19 protein-coding genes are annotated in these 17,397 nt (G+C 75.7%); 12 read left to right on the top strand and 7 right to left on the bottom strand.

The window, feature by feature from the left end; translation table 11 throughout:
- Positions 1-21: 21 nt before the first annotated feature.
- From ABZT87_RS21275 to ABZT87_RS21245, 7 genes are all read left to right on the top strand, one after another.
- On the top strand, positions 22-1,020 hold the full coding sequence (locus ABZT87_RS21275; protein WP_355137588.1) for an NAD(P)-binding protein: 999 nt from the start codon (positions 22-24) through the stop codon (positions 1,018-1,020).
- Positions 1,008-1,406 (top strand): 6-carboxytetrahydropterin synthase, encoded by a 399-nt coding sequence (locus ABZT87_RS21270; RefSeq protein WP_354860845.1) that lies wholly within the window; start codon positions 1,008-1,010, stop codon positions 1,404-1,406. Before ABZT87_RS21275 ends, ABZT87_RS21270 begins: the two co-directional genes overlap by 13 nt.
- Positions 1,407-1,468: 62 nt before the next feature.
- Positions 1,469-2,497, top strand: a complete 1,029-nt coding sequence (locus tag ABZT87_RS21265; protein WP_355137776.1) for a glycosyltransferase family 4 protein — start codon at positions 1,469-1,471, stop codon at positions 2,495-2,497.
- Positions 2,494-3,318, top strand: a complete 825-nt coding sequence (locus tag ABZT87_RS21260) for a class I SAM-dependent methyltransferase (protein WP_355137586.1) — start codon at positions 2,494-2,496, stop codon at positions 3,316-3,318. The genes ABZT87_RS21265 and ABZT87_RS21260 overlap by 4 nt, the downstream gene beginning before the upstream one ends.
- Before the next feature lie 64 nt (positions 3,319-3,382).
- Complete coding sequence (locus ABZT87_RS21255) at positions 3,383-4,321, top strand: lysylphosphatidylglycerol synthase transmembrane domain-containing protein (RefSeq protein WP_355137774.1); 939 nt, start codon at positions 3,383-3,385, stop codon at positions 4,319-4,321.
- Positions 4,322-4,378: 57 nt separating this feature from the next.
- Positions 4,379-5,092, top strand: a complete 714-nt coding sequence (gene ribA / locus ABZT87_RS21250; protein WP_355137584.1) for a GTP cyclohydrolase II — start codon at positions 4,379-4,381, stop codon at positions 5,090-5,092.
- A complete protein-coding gene (locus tag ABZT87_RS21245) occupies positions 5,089-5,781 on the top strand; it encodes a dihydrofolate reductase family protein (RefSeq protein ID WP_354860850.1) in 693 nt (230 codons plus the stop codon). The genes ribA and ABZT87_RS21245 overlap by 4 nt, the downstream gene beginning before the upstream one ends.
- Positions 5,782-5,791: 10 nt before the next feature.
- Here ABZT87_RS21245 and ABZT87_RS21240 read toward each other — a convergent pair whose 3' ends face one another.
- The gene (locus ABZT87_RS21240) at positions 5,792-6,763 is read right to left on the bottom strand and encodes an RNA polymerase subunit sigma-70 (protein WP_355137582.1); all 972 of its coding nucleotides are present in this window, start codon (positions 6,761-6,763) and stop codon (positions 5,792-5,794) included.
- Positions 6,764-6,975: 212 nt separating this feature from the next.
- Between ABZT87_RS21240 and ABZT87_RS21235 the strand changes: the two genes are divergently transcribed.
- Positions 6,976-7,392, top strand: coding sequence for an SgcJ/EcaC family oxidoreductase (locus tag ABZT87_RS21235; protein WP_355069206.1), 417 nt, complete (start codon positions 6,976-6,978; stop codon positions 7,390-7,392).
- Between the two features lie 42 nt (positions 7,393-7,434).
- Here ABZT87_RS21235 and ABZT87_RS21230 read toward each other — a convergent pair whose 3' ends face one another.
- Both ABZT87_RS21230 and ABZT87_RS21225 read right to left on the bottom strand, forming a co-directional pair.
- Positions 7,435-7,974, bottom strand: a complete 540-nt coding sequence (locus ABZT87_RS21230) for a hypothetical protein (protein WP_355137580.1) — start codon at positions 7,972-7,974, stop codon at positions 7,435-7,437.
- Positions 7,967-9,334, bottom strand: coding sequence for a molybdopterin-dependent oxidoreductase (locus tag ABZT87_RS21225; RefSeq protein ID WP_355137578.1), 1,368 nt, complete (start codon positions 9,332-9,334; stop codon positions 7,967-7,969). Before ABZT87_RS21225 ends, ABZT87_RS21230 begins: the two co-directional genes overlap by 8 nt.
- A gap of 237 nt (positions 9,335-9,571) precedes the next feature.
- On the opposite strand from ABZT87_RS21225, the gene ABZT87_RS21220 reads away from it, so the two are divergent.
- Positions 9,572-10,636, top strand: coding sequence for an NAD-dependent epimerase/dehydratase family protein (locus ABZT87_RS21220; protein ID WP_355069211.1), 1,065 nt, complete (start codon positions 9,572-9,574; stop codon positions 10,634-10,636).
- A gap of 337 nt (positions 10,637-10,973) precedes the next feature.
- Here ABZT87_RS21220 and ABZT87_RS21215 read toward each other — a convergent pair whose 3' ends face one another.
- On the bottom strand, positions 10,974-12,467 hold the full coding sequence (locus ABZT87_RS21215) for a hypothetical protein (protein ID WP_355137576.1): 1,494 nt from the start codon (positions 12,465-12,467) through the stop codon (positions 10,974-10,976).
- 145 nt (positions 12,468-12,612) lie between these two features.
- Between ABZT87_RS21215 and ABZT87_RS21210 the strand changes: the two genes are divergently transcribed.
- From ABZT87_RS21210 to ABZT87_RS21200, 3 genes are all read left to right on the top strand, one after another.
- The gene (locus ABZT87_RS21210; RefSeq protein ID WP_355137574.1) at positions 12,613-13,287 is read left to right on the top strand and encodes a glycosyltransferase family 2 protein; all 675 of its coding nucleotides are present in this window, start codon (positions 12,613-12,615) and stop codon (positions 13,285-13,287) included.
- A complete protein-coding gene (locus ABZT87_RS21205; protein WP_354860863.1) occupies positions 13,284-13,964 on the top strand; it encodes a DUF2064 domain-containing protein in 681 nt (226 codons plus the stop codon). Before ABZT87_RS21210 ends, ABZT87_RS21205 begins: the two co-directional genes overlap by 4 nt.
- A gap of 140 nt (positions 13,965-14,104) precedes the next feature.
- On the top strand, positions 14,105-14,695 hold the full coding sequence (locus ABZT87_RS21200; RefSeq protein WP_355137772.1) for a class I SAM-dependent methyltransferase: 591 nt from the start codon (positions 14,105-14,107) through the stop codon (positions 14,693-14,695).
- A gap of 12 nt (positions 14,696-14,707) precedes the next feature.
- Here ABZT87_RS21200 and ABZT87_RS21195 read toward each other — a convergent pair whose 3' ends face one another.
- The 3 genes from ABZT87_RS21195 to ABZT87_RS21185 all read right to left on the bottom strand — a co-directional run bounded on the left by ABZT87_RS21195 (position 14,708) and on the right by ABZT87_RS21185 (position 17,245).
- Positions 14,708-15,721, bottom strand: coding sequence for a HAMP domain-containing sensor histidine kinase (locus ABZT87_RS21195; RefSeq protein WP_354856116.1), 1,014 nt, complete (start codon positions 15,719-15,721; stop codon positions 14,708-14,710).
- Positions 15,714-16,406, bottom strand: coding sequence for a response regulator transcription factor (locus tag ABZT87_RS21190; RefSeq protein WP_007461060.1), 693 nt, complete (start codon positions 16,404-16,406; stop codon positions 15,714-15,716). The genes ABZT87_RS21195 and ABZT87_RS21190 overlap by 8 nt, the downstream gene beginning before the upstream one ends.
- Before the next feature lie 68 nt (positions 16,407-16,474).
- Positions 16,475-17,245: an HAD family hydrolase gene (locus ABZT87_RS21185; protein ID WP_355137572.1), complete on the bottom strand. Its 771-nt coding sequence runs from the start codon at positions 17,243-17,245 to the stop codon at positions 16,475-16,477.
- Positions 17,246-17,397: the final 152 nt, after the last annotated feature.

Here is a 17,397-nt window from a genome sequence, read left to right as displayed (position 1 = left end):
CAAAAGGTGAGGTGTGCGAGGGTGATCCGCGAGGCGTACGCCTGCTGGGTGCGCGAGCCCGGCGCGGCGGAGATCCGGCCGGTGTCGCTGCCCGTCCCGGGGCCGGACGAGGTGCTGGTGCGAGCCCGCTACTCCGGGGTCAGCCGGGGCACCGAGACGCTGGTGTTCGCCGGCCGGGTGCCCGCCGACCAGTACGCGGCGATGCGCGCCCCGTTCCAGGAGGGTGACTTCCCCGGCCCGGTGAAGTACGGCTACCTCAGCGTCGGCGTGGTCGAAGAGGGCCCGCCGGAGTTGCTCGGGCGTACGGTGTTCTGCCTGCACCCGCACCAGAGCGCGTACGTCGTGCCGACGACGGCAGTCGTGCCGGTGCCGGACGACGTGCCGCCCGCCCGCGCCGTGCTCGCCGGCACGGTGGAGACCGCCGTGAACGCCCTGTGGGACGCCGCGCCCCTGGTCGGCGACCGGGTCAGCGTGGTCGGCGCGGGCATGGTCGGCTGCTGCGTCGCGGCGCTGCTGGCGCGTTTCCCCGGTGTGGACGTCGAGCTGATCGACACCGACGCGCGCCGGGTCGGGGTGGCCGGGGCGCTCGGTGTGCGGTTCGCCCGGCCGGGCGACGCGACCGGCGACCGGGACCTGGTCGTGCACGCCAGCGCCACGTCCGCCGGGCTGCAACAGGCGCTGGACCTGCTCGCGCCCGAGGGCACGGTGATCGAGCTGAGCTGGTACGGCGACCGCCCGGTGCAGGTGTCGCTGGGCGGGGCGTTCCACTCCCGACGGCTCACCGTGCGCAGCAGCCAGGTCGGCATGGTCGCGCCCGCGCGGCGGGGCCGCCGCAGCTACGCCGATCGGCTGGCGCTGGCCCTGGACCTGCTCGACGACCCGGCCTTCGACGCGCTGATCACCGGCGCGTCCCGGTTCACCGAACTGCCCGACGTACTCGCCCAACTGAGCACGGGTGACCTGCCCGCGCTCTGCCACCTCATCAGCTACGACGACGGGGAGTTACCGTGTTCAGCGTGACCGTTCGGGATCACATGATGATCGCCCACAGCTTCCGGGGCGAGGTGTTCGGCCCGGCTCAGCGCCTGCACGGGGCGACGTTCGTGGTGGACGCGACGTTCCGCCGGCCCGACCTGGACGCCGACGGCATCGTCGTCGACATCGGGCTGGCCACCGAGCAGCTGCGCGCCGTGGTCGGCGAGCTGTCCTACCGCAACCTCGACGACGAGCCCGCGTTCGCCGGGATGAACACCACCACCGAGGTGCTGGCCCGTACCGTCGCCGACCGCCTGGCCGAGCGGGTGCACGCCGGTGAGCTGGGCGCCGGGGCACGTGAGCTGGCCGGCATCACCGTCACCCTGCACGAGTCACACGTCGCCTGGGCCAGCTACGAGCGGTCGCTGTGATCGACGCGGGCCGGCCGACGCCGGCCCACGCCGCCGGGGTCGTCGGCCCGCACCGCCGTACGGTGCACGTCGTCCTGCCCGGCGACATCGACGACCCGGCAGCGCCCAGCGGCGGCAACACGTACGACCGGCGGGTCTGCGCCGGGCTCGGCGAGCGCGGTTGGGTGGTGCACGAGCATTCGGTGCCCGGAGCGTGGCCGCACCCCGACCCGGCGGCGCTCGCGGCGCTGGCCCGGCTGCTGGCCACCGCGCCGGACGACGCCGTGGTGCTCGTCGACGGCCTGATCGCCTCGACGGTGCCGGACCTGCTCGCCCCGCACGCGACACGGCTGCGCCTCGTCCTCCTGGTGCACATGCCTTTGAACGACGAGGCCGAGGGCCGGGCGCTGGCCACCGCGCGAGCGGTCGTCGCCACCAGCGATTGGACCCGCCGTCGCCTGCTGGCCCACCACCGGTTGCCGGCCGACCGCGTCCGGGTCGCGCCGCCGGGGGTGACGCCCGCACCGCCGGCGCCCCCCGGCTCGGCGGCCGGCCACCGACTCCTCTGCGTCGCCGCGGTCACCCGCCACAAGGGCCACGACGTGCTGGTCGACGCCCTGTGCGTGCTGGCCGAGATGCCCTGGACGCTGGTCTGCGCCGGCACGCTGACCCGGGAACCCGAACTGGTGCACCGACTCCGCGACCGGCTCGCCGGCGCCGGCCTGTCGGAACGGGTCCGGCTGGCGGGCCCGCTGACCGGCCCGGCGCTCGACGCCGCATACGCCGCCGCCGACCTGCTGGTGCTGCCGTCGCGGGGCGAGACGTACGGGATGGTCGTCACCGAGGCGCTGGCCCGCGGCGTGCCGGTGCTGGCCACCGAGGTGGGGGGCCTGCCCGAGGCGCTGGGCCGCGCCCCCGACGGTGACCTGCCGGGGCTGCTGGTCCCGCCGGACGACCCGGCCGCCCTGGCCGACGCGCTGAGCCGGTGGTGGGGTGACGACGAGCTGCGGGCCCGGCTGCGGCACGCCGCGCTCGCCCGGCGCGACACCCTGACCGACTGGCCGGTGACGACCGCGCGCCTGGCCGCCGTGCTGGAGGAGGTGGCGGAATGACCGTCGAGGAGACCCTGCCGTTCGCCGACTGGCTGCGTCTGCGCGAGCCGGCCGACGCGGCGGCCCGCGCCGAGGACCTGGTGGACGCCGTCCGGCCCCGGCTGACCGGCCACGACCCGATCCTGATCCACGACCTGGGCAGCGGCACCGGCTCGATGAGCCGCTGGCTCGCGGCCCGGCTGACCGGGCCGCAGCACTGGGTGCTGCACGACCGGGACGCCGACCTGCTGGCCCGGGCCGCCGACGGCATGGCCGGGGTGACCGCCGCCGACGGAGCGCCGGTCACCGTCGACACCCGCTGCGGCGACCTGACCCGGCTGAGCGCCGCCGACCTGTCCGACGGCGCGCTGGTCACCGCGTCCGCGCTGCTGGACATGCTGACCGCCGAGGAGGTCGAACGGGTGGTGGCCGCCTGCGTCGACGCCGGCCGCCCCGCCCTGTTCGCGATATCGGTGACCGGCCGGGTCCGGCTCACCCCGGCCGACCCGCTCGACGCCGCCGTCGAGGAGGCGTTCAACGAGCATCAGCGGCGTACCGTCGACGGCCGCCGGCTGCTCGGCCCGGACGCCGCCGACGCCACCGCCGCCGCGTTCGCCCGGCGGGGCGTGCCGGTGCGGGAGCGGCCCAGCCCGTGGCGGCTCGGCCCGGAGCAGGCCGACCTGGCCGCCGAGTGGTTCCGCGGCTGGCTGGGCGCGGCCTGCGAGCAACGCCCGGAACTGGCCGGCGCAACCGGGGCGTACGCCCAGCGCCGGCTGGCCGACGCCGCCGCCGGCCGGCTCGGCGTGCTGGTCGAGCACCTGGACCTTCTGGCCGGCGGATGAACCGTCGACGCCCTGGGTACGTGCACTAGAGGGAGTGGACGATCTTCAGGGAGGACCGGCGTCGATGGTGTGGGCCTGGGCACGAGTGGTCGGCGGGGTGGGCCTGCTCGCCGCCCTGCTGTGGCAGGTGGGCGGCGGCCCGTTCCTCGCCGGCGTACGGCTGATCAACGCGCCGGCGCTGGCCGCGGCCCTGCTCATCGGCGTGCTCACCACGGTCTGCGCGGCCTGGCGGTGGAGCCTCGTCGCCGGTGGCCTCGGCGTACGACTGCCGCTGGCGACCGCGGTGGCGCACTGCTACCGGGCGGTGTTCCTCAACGCCACGCTGCCCGGCGGGGTGCTCGGGGACGTGCACCGGGCGGTACGCCACGGCCGCGACGCCGGCGACGTCAGCCGGGGCATCCGCGCGGTGGTCTGGGAGCGTACCGCCGGGCAGGTGGTCCTGGTGGGTGTCGCGCTGGTGGTGCTGGCGGCGTTTCCGTCGCCGGTGCGGCCGTACCTGCCGGCCGCCGCCGCCCTGCTGCTCGCGGGCGGGCTGGCCGTCGTGCTGCTGGCGCGGCGCCTGCCCGGCGCCGGCCGGTCCCGGTGGTCCCGAGGCGTACGCACCGCCGTGGCGGACGTGCGGTCCGGGCTGCTGGCCCGGCGAACCTGGCTCGGCGTGCTGGTCGCCTCCGCCGTGATGGTCGCCGGGCACCTCGCCACCTTCCTGGTGGCGGCACGGACCGCCGGTTCGGACGCTCCGCTGACACGGCTGCTGCCACTGACCCTGCTGGCCCTGCTCGCCATGGGTCTGCCCCTGAACGTCGCCGGGTTCGGACCCCGCGAGGGGGTGGCCGCGTGGGTGTTCGGCGCGGCCGGACTCAGCGCGGCCGAAGGTGTCGCCACCGCCACCGTCTACGGTGCCCTCGTGCTGGTGGCCAGCCTGCCCGGCGCGGCCGTGCTGCTCGCCCGGCGGGCCCGCAATCCCGCCACCGCTCGGGAAGCTGCCTCCGGCGGCGGCTGTTGAGTGGTGGTGAGACGGTACGCGTCGCCGCCTGTTGGCGGCGCCGGACAAAGGAGTCCCATGCCCGAAGCACTGCCGGTCGCCACGGTCCGTACGCAGGTCACGGTGCCGCTGGCGTTTCCCGACGGCTACACCACCACCGTCCGGGTGTTCACGTTCAAGGGCCTCATCGACGGTCGGGAGCACCTCGCTCTCGGCCTGGGTGACTGGGCCGGGGCGCTGGACCGGCTCGCCGCCGGTGGCGAGCCGCCGCTGGTCCGCCCGCACAGCGAGTGCCTCACCGGTGACGTGTTCGGCAGCCAGCGCTGCGACTGCGGGCCGCAGCTGCGCGAGGCGGTGCAGCGGATCGCCGAGACCGGAGGGTTCCTGCTCTACCTGCGCCAGGAGGGCCGGGGCATCGGCCTGTACGCCAAGCTCGACGCGTACGCCCTGCAGGATGCCGGGCTGGACACCTACCAGGCCAACGTGGCGCTGGGCCGGGGCGAGGACGAGCGCGACTACAGCGCCGCCGCGCAGATGCTGGCCACCCTCGGCGTGCCGCGCGTGCGCCTGCTCAGCAGCAACCCGGACAAGGCCGAGCAGTTGACCCGGCTCGGCGTGGACGTCGTCGAGCGCGTCCCCACCAGCATCTTCCTCTCCCCGGCCAACGCCGAGTACCTCGCGGCGAAGGCCGCCAAGGCGGCGCAGACCGAGGCGGCGGAGACCGAGGCGGCGGAGACCGAGGCGGCGGAGGCGCCGGCGGGTCGTACCCCTGACCGGCCCGTCTCCCGATGATCAGCCGGCCGTACGTGCTGCTGAGCTGCGCCGCTTCCCTCGACGGGTACATCGACGACGCCTCCGACCAGCGGCTGCTGCTGTCCAACGAGGACGACCTGGACCGTGTCGACGCGGTACGGGCCAGCTGCGACGCGATCCTGGTCGGCGCCGCCACGGTCCGCCGTGACGACCCGCGCCTGCTGGTGCGCTCCGCCGGGCGCCGGGCCGAGCGGGTGGCGTGCGGGCGGCCCGCCTCGCCCACCAAGGTGACCCTGACCGCCCGGGGGGATCTCGATCCGACCGCCCGGTTCTTCACCGCGGGCGATCCCGACCGGCTGGTCTACTGCGCCAGCGGTGTGCTGGACAAGACTCGCGAGCGGGTCGGTCGGCTGGCCACCGTGGTGGACGGGGGCGAGCCGGTCGACCCGGGGTGGGTCCTCGCCGACCTGGCGGCGCGGGGTGTGCGGCGGCTGATGGTGGAGGGCGGCGGGACGGTGCACGCGCAGTTCCTCACGGCGGGCCTCGCCGACGAGTTGCACCTGGTGGTCGCCCCGTTCTTCGTCGGCGACCGCCGGGCGCCCCGGTTTGTCGGCGAGGGAAGCTTCCCCTGGCACGCGGGTCGCCGCGCCCGGCTGGCCGAGGCCCGTCAGATCGGCGATGTGGTGCTGCTGCGCTACGCGCTCTCCGACCGCTTCGGCGAGACCTGACGCCCGCCGCTCAGCCCAGCGTGGTCGGCAGAGCGAAGGCGCGCAGCACCGCCGGGTCCTGGAAGACCACGTTGTGCGCCACCCTGGCCCGAACGACGGTCAGCACCTGCACCGTGTGCAGGCGGTACCCCGGGCCGTCCTGCCGACAGTACGCGGCGAGGGTCGGCTGACCGTTCGCCGCCGTCGGCAGCACCCGCCAGTTACGGCCCCGCAGGGCGAAAACCCGGGACATGAACCGGCCGTACGCCGCCCGGCCCGAATACCAGAGGGGGACCGGCGGCATCTCCAACACCGCCGTGTCGGTGAGCAGGTCGACCAGCGCGGGCACGTCGGCGGCCTCGAACGCCCGCACGTACCGGTCCACCGTGGCGCGTACCTCGGGATCGTCGGCCTCCCGCACGGCGTCGTCGCGCAGTCCGGTGTCGGCCAGCCCGGCGCGTGCCCGCTGCAGGGCGCTGTTGACGCCGGCAACCGAGGTGCCCAGCTGCCCCGCCACCTCGGCGGCGCTGAACCGCAGCACGTCGCGCAGGATCAGCACCGCGCGCTGCCGCGGCGGCAGCAGCTGCAGGGCCGCCACCAGCGCCAACCGCAGGCTGCTACGCCGCTGCACCACCATCTGGGGGTCATCGGTGCCGGTGAGCCGGGCGTCCGGCAGCGGCTGGAGCCAGGGCACGTCCATGCGCGGAGTCAGCGGCGCGTCCGCGTCCTCGCTGGCCGGGCCGAGACCGGTCGGCAGCGGTCGTCGTCGGCGGCCCTCCAGCGCGGTCAGGCAGGCGTTGGTGGCGATCGCGTAGAGCCAGGTACGCGGCGTGGCCCGGGCGGCGTCGTAGCGGTCCCGCGCCCGCCAGGCCCTCAGCATCGTCTCCTGGACGACATCCTCGGCCTCGTCGACGGCGCCCAGCATCCGGTAGCAGTGCGCCAGCAGTTCGGGTCGCAGCCCGGCCGTCGTCGTCACGAAACCGTCGCCCGCCAGCACATCCATGCGCCACCTCCACCGGCAGCATGCCAGCGCGGCACGCTCCCCGCCCAGCTGCGGGCGCGGTGAGAAATGCCCACCGCCGGCAGCGATGAGTTCACTGCCGCTCGCCGGTATCCCCCTGTGAGACGTGCCGTCGGCCCGCGCCCCGTTGGTGCGGCGCGGCACGTCCAGCGCGGCGTCGGATCGACGGCGCCACCGACAGAGAGGTCACCCGCATGAGCAACACCTCGCTCGCCCCGAAAGGCGACGCGCCAACCGCCACCGATGCCATCCTCGACCTGTTCCGGCGCCTCTACGCCGCCTGGGGCGACAACGACGCGGACGCCTTCGCTGCCCTCTACCGTCCGGACGCCACAGTGGTCATGCCCGGTGTGCTGCACCAGGGCCGCGAGGCGGTGCGGGCGCACATGGCCGCCGGGTTCGCCGGACCGCTGAAGGGATCCCGTGGGGTCGACGAGCCACTGGACATCCGAGTGCTCGGAGAGACCGCGATCGTCGTGAGCGCTGCCGGCATCCTGATGGCCGGTGAGGACGAGCTGCCGACGGAACGGCGTCGGCACGCCACCTGGGTCCTGCACCGCACGGACGGCGCCTGGGCCGTCGCGGCGTACGCCAACGCGCCGGCGGCCTGACCACTGCGGGCGCCCGACCGGCAGGCCGGGCGCCCGGGGCCGTCAGCGCCGGGCGCGGGACGCCGAACCGCGCCGGCCCAACGCCGCGCGCAGGCCGTACGTCGCGCCGCTGAGCAGGAAGAGCGCCGCGCTGAGCACCAACCAGCGCACCAGGTACGGCCGCTGGGTCAGGCCGGAGGCCGCCTCGTGGGTGGTCTCGCCCCACCGCAGGATGCCGGGGGAGAAGACCACGAACAGCAGCGCCGTGCCGAGCGCCGGCACCCGCAGGTGGTTGAGCAGCGTGACACGATCGCGTACCACCGCGCGCAGCACCCGGTCGGCGCTCGCGTACACCGGGAACAGCACCAGGTCGTGGGCGATGACCGCGCCGACGAACCAGAGCAGCATCCGGCTGAACGTCGCCTCCTGCGCCAGCCGCAGCGCCACCCAGCCGGCGAGCACGATGGCCGACGTCACCAGGACGAAATGCCACGGCGCGGCGCCGTAGGCGGCCCGCAACCGCCCGGCCCGCCCAGCCGTCGGCCCGGCCCGTCCCTCCGTCGGCCCCTCCCGTCCGCCGGTCGGCCCGGCCCGCTCAGCCATCGGCCTGACCCCGGAAGTCGATCTCGGTGACCCACTTCGTGCAGTGCACCCCGGGCAGGGCCGGCACGATGACCCGAGCCGGGTAGCCGTGGTCGGGGGCGAGGTCGACGCCGTTGACCCGCAGGGCGAGCAGCGAATCCGGATTGAGGACCTGGTTGGCGGCGAGCACCGCCGTGCGGAACAGCCCGGCCTGCTCCAGCGACGACACGCGCGCCGAGGCCGGGTCCGCGACCCCGGCGAGCGCGGCCAGGTCACGAAGACGGACGCCGGTCCAGGTCTGCCGGGTGGACCAGCCCTCCACGCAGGAGATGGGTAGGGCGGCGGTGTGCTGCGCCATGGCCAGCAGGCCGGGCCGGTCCAGGGTCACGGCCCGGCCGCCGCCCCGCAGCGTCAGCCGCCAGCTCGCGTCGGTCTGCTCGGGGCGTACGCCGGCGGCGGCGACGGTGCGGTTGACCGGAAAACCGTTCGGCCCGGTGCCGGGCTGTCGTCCGCGGGGCAGCAGCAGCGCGGTGCGTCGCAGCGGGCCGTCCAGGCTCTGCCCGATGGTGAGGACGGCCAGCAGCAGCGCACCACCGCCGACCAGGCCGACCGCGCCGCGCCGGCTGACCGTGGCCGGCCCGGGTTCGGCGGCGACCAGGCCGTCCGGGTCGGGCGGCTCGGGTCGTGTCGCGGCGCGCGGGGTGCGCAGTTCCGCGCCCAGCGGGCGGGACCGCAGCGCGGTCACCAGCCGGGGAAACTTGATGATCACGTGCGCCACGAAGGCGCCGGTGAAGATCCAGGCCCCGAAGTAGTGGGCGGTGTAGAAGTCGAAGCCGAACACGTACGAGTACTGGATGTTGAGCAGGCCGGTGGCGATCTGGAACAGGATCCCGCCGACCAGCAGCAGCAGGGTCAGTCGTTCCAGCACCTGGGCCAGGGAGCGGGCCGGCGGCCAGTCGAACAGCTTCGGCAGCACCGACCACAGCTTGCCCAGCACCACCGGGACGAGCACGATGCCGAGCGTCACGTGCAGCCCCTGGGTGACCCGGAACAGCCAGGACGGCCGGGTCGGCCAGCCGAAGGCGGGCAGCCGCAGCCAGCCCACGTTCGCCGGGAACGCCTGGTCGAACTGCGGGCTGTAGGCGGCGTAGTCGAGCAGCCCGGTGATGATCACCAGTGGTAGCGCCACCAGCAGCACCGACCCGTAGACGGCGGTGAGCCAGGGGCCGCGCAACGGGCTGCGCCAGCTCCGTTTGGCGGCGTCCACACCCGGTGGGGGGTGCTGGGCCAGCCCGCGCCAGAGCCGGCGCGGCGCGCCGTAGCCGTCCGCGTCCGTTGCCCGGGTTTCGCTGCCGCTCGGGCCGGGTCTGCTAACCGGCACCCGCTGCCCCTTCCTCGCCGTCACGCGCCGTTGTCGTCCACACCGGTCGGCCCGGCCGGGCGCGTGGGCCGGTGGCGGGCACTGCCGGCAGGTTAGACCGCAGGGGTACGGCCGGGCCGGGTTTACCGCATTACCGAACGCTTACCGGGGCGTCGGCGCCCGCCGAGCTGTTGCGAACTCCTTACGGGTCCGCCGAACCGGCCCGCCGGGCGTCCCGTCCGCCCTACCGTGACCGGCATGCGCGTACTGGTCACCGGCGCGGCCGGGTTCATCGGGTCGCAGGTCGTCGACCTGCTCGTCGAGCAGGGCCACGAGGTGGTGGCGCTGGACGCGCTGCTGCCCCAGGCACACGGCGGCGAGCTGCCCGCCTGGTCACGCGGGCACCAGGTGGTCCGCGGCGACGTCCGGGACGGCCCCCTGCTGGACCGGCTGCTGACCGGCGTGGACGCGGTCTGTCACCAGGCGGCGATGGTCGGCCACGGCCTCGACCCGTCGGACGCCCCCGACTACGTCACGCACAACGACTACGGCACGGCGGTGCTGCTGGCGGCGCTGCACCGGGCGGGGATCGGTCGGTTGGTGCTGGCCAGCTCGATGGTGGTCTACGGGGAGGGGCGCTACGCCTGCCCCGAGCACGCCACGGTGCGCCCCGCGCCCCGCCGGCCCGAGGACGTGACGGCCGGCCGGTACGACCCGACCTGCCCACACTGCGGCCGCGGACTCGATCCGGTGCTCGTGCCGGAGGACGCGCCGTTGGAACCCCGCAGCACGTACGCCGCGAGCAAGCTCGCCCAGGAGCACCTGGCCGCCGCCTGGGCCCGGCAGACCGGCGGCGCCGTGTGGGCGCTGCGGTACCACAACGTCTACGGCCCCCGGATGCCCCGCGACACCCCGTACGCCGGAGTGGCATCGATCTTCCGGTCGGCGCTGGCGGCCGGCGTGGCGCCGCGGGTGTTGGAGGACGGCCGGCAACGGCGCGACTTCGTGCACGTCACCGACGTGGCGCGGGCCAACCTGCTGGCCCTCACCAGCAGCGCGCCGCCGGCCACGCTGGTGCCGGTGAACGTCTGCTCGGGCGAGCCGCACACGGTCGGAGAGCTGGCGGTCACCCTGGCCGAGGCGATGGGCGGGCCGGCCCCGCAGGTGGTGGGTGGGGCCCGCGCGGCCGACGTGCGGCACGTGGTCGCCGACCCCCGCCGGGCCGTGGAACTGCTCGGCTACACGGCCCGGGTCGGCTTCGCCGAGGGCGTGGCCGGCTTCGCCACCGACCCGCTCCGGGAACCAGCCGCCGTCGCAGGCTGACCGCCCGCCGCCCGCCGCCCGCGGCTGGTCCACGCCGAGTGGTACGCGCGGCGGTGATGCTCGCGCGGCGCGGTGTGCTTGGCCGGCGGGGGTGCTCGCTCGGGCGTGGGTGCTCGCTCCGGCGGTGGTGGCTCGCGGTGGTCGGCGCGCGCGACGAGCCGGTACCGACAATGAGCGGTATGACTGTGGGTCATAAGTATGACTCACAGTCATTCCGCTCAACGGAGTGGTAGGCGGCCGGAGGGCGGGCGGCGCGGTCGGGCGGTGCGGCGGCGCGGCCGGGCGGTGCTGCAGTGCAGCCGGGCGGCGGTGTGGCCGGGCGGTGCGGCCGGGGTGGTCAGGAGACAGTCCAGACCAGGTGGTTGACGGCCAGCGCGGTGAGCGCCTGCGCGGCCAGCCACCAGCGCCGGGACCCCGTCGGCAGGCGGGCGGTGGCCACCAGCAGCCACACGACGAACGGCAGCCAGATCCGCTCCACCTCGGCCTTGCTCAGCCCGGACAGGTCCGCGCCGAGCACCGCCACCAGGGCGGCCAGCGGTAGCAGCACGGTGGGGCCGGCTGCGCGTACCGCTGCTGCCGCAGGCGTGGCCAGCCGGCCGACGGCCCGCCACCCGCGCGCGGCCGCGCCCGGCCCGAAGCGCGGCCCACCCGGCGCCGGTCCGCCCGGCGGGGTGGGGGCACGCGCCGGCAGCGCCGCGCGCAGCCCTGGCCACGGCGACCGTGCGGCCGACAGCACGCGGCGCAGCGCCGGCCCGAGCACGGGCCCGGCGCTGAGCAGCAGCGCGGCCAGGTTGGCCCACACCCAGTAGGCGTACGGGCGGTCGGCGGCCCAGCCCTGGTAGTACCGCTCGACGACCAACTGGTAGCCGACCCACCAGTGAAAGCCCGCCGCGCTGAAGGCCGCCGTCACGGCCGCGACCCCGACGGCGGCGGCGAGCAGCGCGCCCCCACGGTGCGTACGTCGCAGCGTCACCACGGCCAGCGCGAGCACGCCGACCAGGAGGAACCCGTACGACAGGTACAGCGCGAACCCGAGCACCGCCCCGCCGGCGAGAGCGGCGACGCGGCCACGGACCGCCAGCAGCGCCAGGCCGGCCGCGACCACGGCGGCGAAGATGCCGTCGGCCGAGGCGCCCACCCAGACCGCCCCCGGCAGCAGCACCAGGAACGGGAGCACCGCGCGGGCCGCGTCGGGCGCGCCGAGCGCCCGCAGGGTCACCGGCACCGACACCGCGACGGTGGCGCCGACCAGCACGCAGGCCAGCGCGGCGGCGGCGCCTCCGCCGAGGCCGATGCGGTCCAGCCAGACGAAGATCAGCAGCGCGCCCGGCGGATGCCCGGCGGTGTGGGTGGACCACGCGTCGGGTTGGAAGTCGACGATCCGGCCGGTGAAGCCGGCCAGCATCGCCGGGATGTCGGTCACCCCGGGAACCTCGTGCAGGTACTCGGCCTGCGGGGTGAGCCGCCGGGTCAGCCCTGCCGTCCAGCCGTCCACCAGGGCCAACGACAACGTCCAGGCGACCGCGGTCAGCCACGCGGCAGCCAGCAGGACACCCCACCGGGCGGTGCGGGCCCACCGCGCTCCCCACCCCACCACCGCGACCGCTACGGCCAGCGCGGCGGGGCTGCCCCAGCCGACGTGCGGCCGCCACGTCGCGTACAGCGGAGCGGCGTCGGCGTGCAGCCCGGCGCCACGCGCGTTGAGCAGGGCGCCCACCAGCACGGCGGCGGCGAGCAGCGCCGCCTCCACGCCCAGTATCAGGAGGTCGCCGGCCCGGCGGCGGGGCGGGGTCCGCCCGGGGGCGGCGGCGAGAGTGGTGGTCGAGGCCATGACCACCGGACGGTACGGCGACAGCCCGCCCTCGCGCTCGCCAATCGGCGGCCCGTCACCGGACGGTAAGAAATGCCCAGGTGGTAAGGGTTCGGTAAGCACATTTCGGCCTCCGCCGCGGGCTTGCCGCCCTAGCGTCGGCGGTATGCCGACTGAGATCGACGTGGTGCTGCCCTGCCTGGACGAGGCGGCCGCCCTGCCCGGCGTGCTGACCGCGCTGCCGCCCGGCTACCGGGCCATCGTGGTGGACAACGGCTCGCGCGACGGCTCGCCCGAGGTGGCCGCGCGGCACGGCGCCCGGGTGGTGCACGAGCCCCGGCGCGGCTACGGCGCGGCGGTGCACGCCGGCCTGGAGGCCGCCGACGCCGAGGTGGTGTGCGTCCTCGACGCCGACGGGTCGTTCGATCCCACCGAGCTGCCGGCCCTGGTCGCCCCGGTGCAGGCGGGCACCGCCGACCTCAGCGTGGGCCGGCGACGGCCGGTCGGGGCCGGGGTGTGGCCGTGGCACGCCCGCGCCGGTACGGCGCTGGTCGCCGCGCTGCTGCGCCGTCGGGGCGTACCGCTGCGGGACCTCAGCCCGATCCGGGTGGCCCGCCGCGAGGCGCTGCTCGACCTCGGCGTCACCGACCGAGCCTTCGGCTACCCCCTCGAACTGCTGATCCGGGCCGCCGCCGCCGGCTGGCGGATCTACGAGCTGGACGTCACCTACGCGCCCCGGGCCGCCGGCACCCGGTCCAAGGTGTCCGGTTCGGTGCGGGGCACCCTGCGCGCGACCCGTGACTTCGCCGGGGTGCTGCGTACCGTGGAGGGCCCCCGGTGACCGTCCTGTTGGTGGTCGCCAAGGCGCCCGTCGCGGGGGCGGTGAAGACGCGGCTCTGCCCACCGGCCACCCCGGCGCAGGCGGCCCGGATCGCGGCCGCCGCGCTGCGCGACACCCTCGACGCCGTCCGCGCCACCCCCGGTGTCACGCCGGTGCTGGCCTGGACGGGTCGGCTGACCGAGGCGGAGGACGCCGCCGCGTTGACCGCCGCGCTGGCCGGCTGGGTGGTGCTCGACCAGCGCGGCGTCGGCCTGGGCGATCGGCTCGCCAACGCGTACGCCGAGGTCGCGGCGGCGTACCCGGGTCGGCCGGTGCTCCAGATCGGGATGGACACCCCGCAGGTGACGCCGACCGGGCTGGCCGCGGCGGTGGTGCGCCTGGGCGCCACCGACGCGGTGCTCGGCCGGGCGCGCGACGGCGGCTGGTGGTCGCTCGGGCTGCGCGACCCCCGGCACGCCCGGGTGTTGCGCGACGTGCCGATGTCGACGCCGGACACCGGCCACGACACGTGGGCGGCCCTGACCGGGCGCGGCCTGCGTACCGCGCCGTTGCCGGTGCTGCGCGACGTCGACGAGTGGTCCGACGCCCTCGCGGTGGCCGTCGAGGCGCCCGAGGGTCGGTTCGCCCGACAGGTCGCGGCGGTCCGCCTCGCCCTGCAGCCGGGAGGTCGGCGGTGAATCCCGTCGACACCGCCCCGATCGAGGCGCTATCGACGTCGCCTGCGGTGCCGGCGCGGGGGCACGACGGGTCGTCGGCGGGCACGGGGGCGGATCCGTTCGCTGCCGCCCTCGCCGACCGTGCGGCCCGGAGGCGGTGGCTGGTGCACGGCGACGGTGTCCGCAGCCGGCTACCGGTGGACCGCTGGCACGGACCGGCCGAGCCGGCGGTCGCCGGGCTGGTCGAGCGGTGCGCCGGGCCGACACTCGACCTCGGTTGCGGGCCGGGGCGGCTCACCGTGGCGCTGACCCGGGCCGGGCGGACGGCGGTCGGCGTGGACGTCTCCGCGACGGCGGTGCGGCTGACGCGGGCCCGGGGCGCGGTGGCGGTGCACGGCGACCTGTTCGAGCCGCTGCCCGGCGAGGGCCGGTGGGCGCACGCGGTGCTGATCGACGGGAACATCGGCATCGGCGGTGAACCGGTCGCGCTGCTGCGCCGCTGCCGGGAGCTGCTCGCATCCGACGGAACGGTGCTGGTCGAGCTGGAGCCGCCCGGCGCGGGGCTGTGGCAGGGCCTGGCCCGGGTGGCCGCCGAGCAGCGCGCCGGCCGGTTGCTGCTCGGCCCGGCGTTCCGCTGGGCCCGGCTGGACGCGCGCGCCGTGCACCCGGTCGCCGACGCCGCCGGCCTGGCGGTGCGGGACGTGTTCCGGCGGGGGCGACGCTGGTTCGGCGAGCTGGCAGCGGGACGCTGACGCCGCGGGGCGTCAGGCCGTCGGCAGGCGGACCACGAATCGGCAGCCGCCGACGACGTTCTGCACGTCCACCCGGCCGCCGTGCGCCTCGACCAGGCCGCGCACGATCGCCAGCCCCAGCCCGCCGGAGCCCTCCCCACCGGAGCGGGGCGTACGGGCCGGCTCACCCCGGAACGCCACGTCGAACAGCCGGGGCAGGTCGTCCTCCGGAATGCCGCCGCAGGTGTCGGCGATCGCCAGCCAGGCGGCGTCGCTCTCGCACCCGGCGTCCACCCGTACGGTGCCGTCGCTCGGCGTGTAGTGCACCGCGTTGAGCAGCAGGTTGCCCACGACCCGGGCCAGCTCGGGTTCGCTGGCCAGCACCGTGGGCCAGCCCGACTCGGCGGCCACCAGGCGGATGCGGCGGGCCTTGGCCAGCGGCGCGGTGCCGGCCAACGCGTCGGAGACCACCTCACCGAGCGGCACCGCCGACAGTGTCAGGCGCAGCGCCCCGGCGTTGATCCGGGACAGCTCGAACAGGTCGTCGACGAGTCGGGTCATCCGGTCGGTCTGCAGGCGGATCCGCCGGTGGTACTCGGCGACCGTCTCCGGGTCGTCGACCACCCGGTCCTCCAGCGCCTCGGCCATCGCCCGCAGGCCGGCCAGCGGCGTCCGCAGGTCGTGTGACACCCAGGCCACCAGGTCCCGGCGGCCCTTCTCGACTCGCCGTTCCCGCTCCCGGGCCTGGGCCGCCCAGACCGCGGCCACGGCCAGTCGCCGCCCGAAGTACCAGCCGACGCCGAGGCTCACGACCGCCGCCGCGGCGACGGTGAGCAGGACGACCTGGAGGTCGTGCGGAGACAGGAACATCGCCTGGGCGACCACCACCACTCCGGCCACCACGGCGGCCACGGTGACGGTGAGCAGGACGCACACGTGCACGGTGATCGACCGGTGGCGCAGCAGCCGCAGGGTGAGCGCGCCCAGCAGGCCCACGCCGAGCGCGGCCGTGAGCGCCGCCCCGAAGATCAGCGCCAGGTCACGCATCGGCTGGCTCGTACCGGTAGCCGACGCCCCAGACCGTGACGATCCGTCGCGGCTCGGCCGGGTCGTCCTCGATCTTCTCCCGCAGCCGTCGCACGTGCACGGTCACCGTGGACTGGTCGCCGAAGTTCCACCCCCACACCCGTTCCAGCAGCTCGGTGCGTTTGAACGCCCGCGTGGGGTGCCGCATCAGGTGTGCCAGCAGATCGAACTCGCGCAATGTCAGGGCCAGCTCGCGGCCGTGCAGCCGGGCGATCCGTGGCCCGGTGGCCACCTCCAGCCCCGCGTCGGCCAGCAGCTCGGCCGCCGGCGCGGCCGGCTCACCGGCCCGACGCAGCACCGAACCGACCCGCAGCACCAGCTCGCGCGGAGAGAACGGTTTGCCCAGGTAGTCGTCGGCGCCCAGTTGCAGGCCGAGCACCCGGTCCGCCTCGTCGCCGCGTGCGGTCAGCATGATGATGGGTACGCCGTCCGGCCGCTCCCGCAGCCGCCGGCACACCTGCAACCCGTCCAGCCCGGGGAGCATCAGGTCCAGCACGACCAGGTGCGGCGGCCGGTCCTGGACGGCCTCCAGGGCGGCTAGCCCGTCCCCGACGTGGCTCACCTCGTACCCGGCGTGCTCCAGGTAGCGGCACACCACATCGCTGACGGTGCGATCGTCGTCGACCACGAGCACCCGCTGCGCCACCGGCCACCTCCCGGGCCAGCCTAGCCAGCGGAGCCGACGGCCCCGACCCGGCAGATCTTGCGGTTCGCTTACGGTGCCGCGACCGCCGTGCCCCACACTTGTCGAAGCAGCGCGAGCAGACCGTGCCCGTCCTCGATCACGGCATCGGGAACGAGTTCCGGATGTGGCGGCTCCCGGTCGGTCCGGGGCGACCGCATGAGGATCGCCGCCTGAGCACCGGCGCGGCGGGCACAGGCGATGTCCCGGTGCACGGTGTCACCCACGAACCAGCATTCGTCGATGGACACGTCGATGGCCCGCGCCGCCAGAAGCGCGAGCTGTGGGTTGGGTTTGCGGGGCCCGGCTTCGTCGCTGTAGAACTCGGCGGCGAACAGCTCGGACAAGCCGGCGGTGTTCAGGTAGTCCCGGTGGGCGGCGCCGCACAGCGTGTTGCTGACCACCGCCAGCCGCAGGCCGGCAGCAGCGGCGGCACGCAGCGCCTCCGGGATGCCCGGGCGGACCTCCCACTCGGCTCGCGAGGTCCAGGCGTACGCCAGTGCGGTCGCCTCCCGCTCGACGGCCGCACGGGCCGCAGGCGGCCATCGTGGCGTCACGAACTCGGCCCATACCCGCGCGTGCGGCAGCTCGACCGGGTCGCCTGTCGTGCCCACCTCGTCACGCCAATGCGCGTACGCGGTCGTGCCCTCGCGCAGGTCGGCGGCGATCTGCGCGTCGGAGACCAGCCCACCCAGGAGGTGCGAGAACCGGTCGACCAGCGCGGGCGGCGCCGGGGGCTGTGGCGGCGCGTCGACCAAGACGCCACCGAAGTCCAGCAGGAGCGCGCGAGGTGAGCGAAGCATGTCGGCAATCCTGCACCAGTACGCACGGGAAGGGGAGGCGAGCACGAGGTCGACCGTTTCGGAGGATGTGGAGCAGGGTCGCCTTGCCTACTCATCGGTGTCGCTGCAAGCTAGGCGTAGGGCACGCCGTAGGGGCACGGTGGGAGGTTCAG

The sequence above is a fragment of the Micromonospora sp. NPDC005237 genome, from assembly GCF_040607775.1.
Classification (GTDB): Bacteria; Actinomycetota; Actinomycetes; order Mycobacteriales; family Micromonosporaceae; genus Micromonospora.
This window is presented reverse-complemented; position numbering and strand designations above follow the sequence as displayed.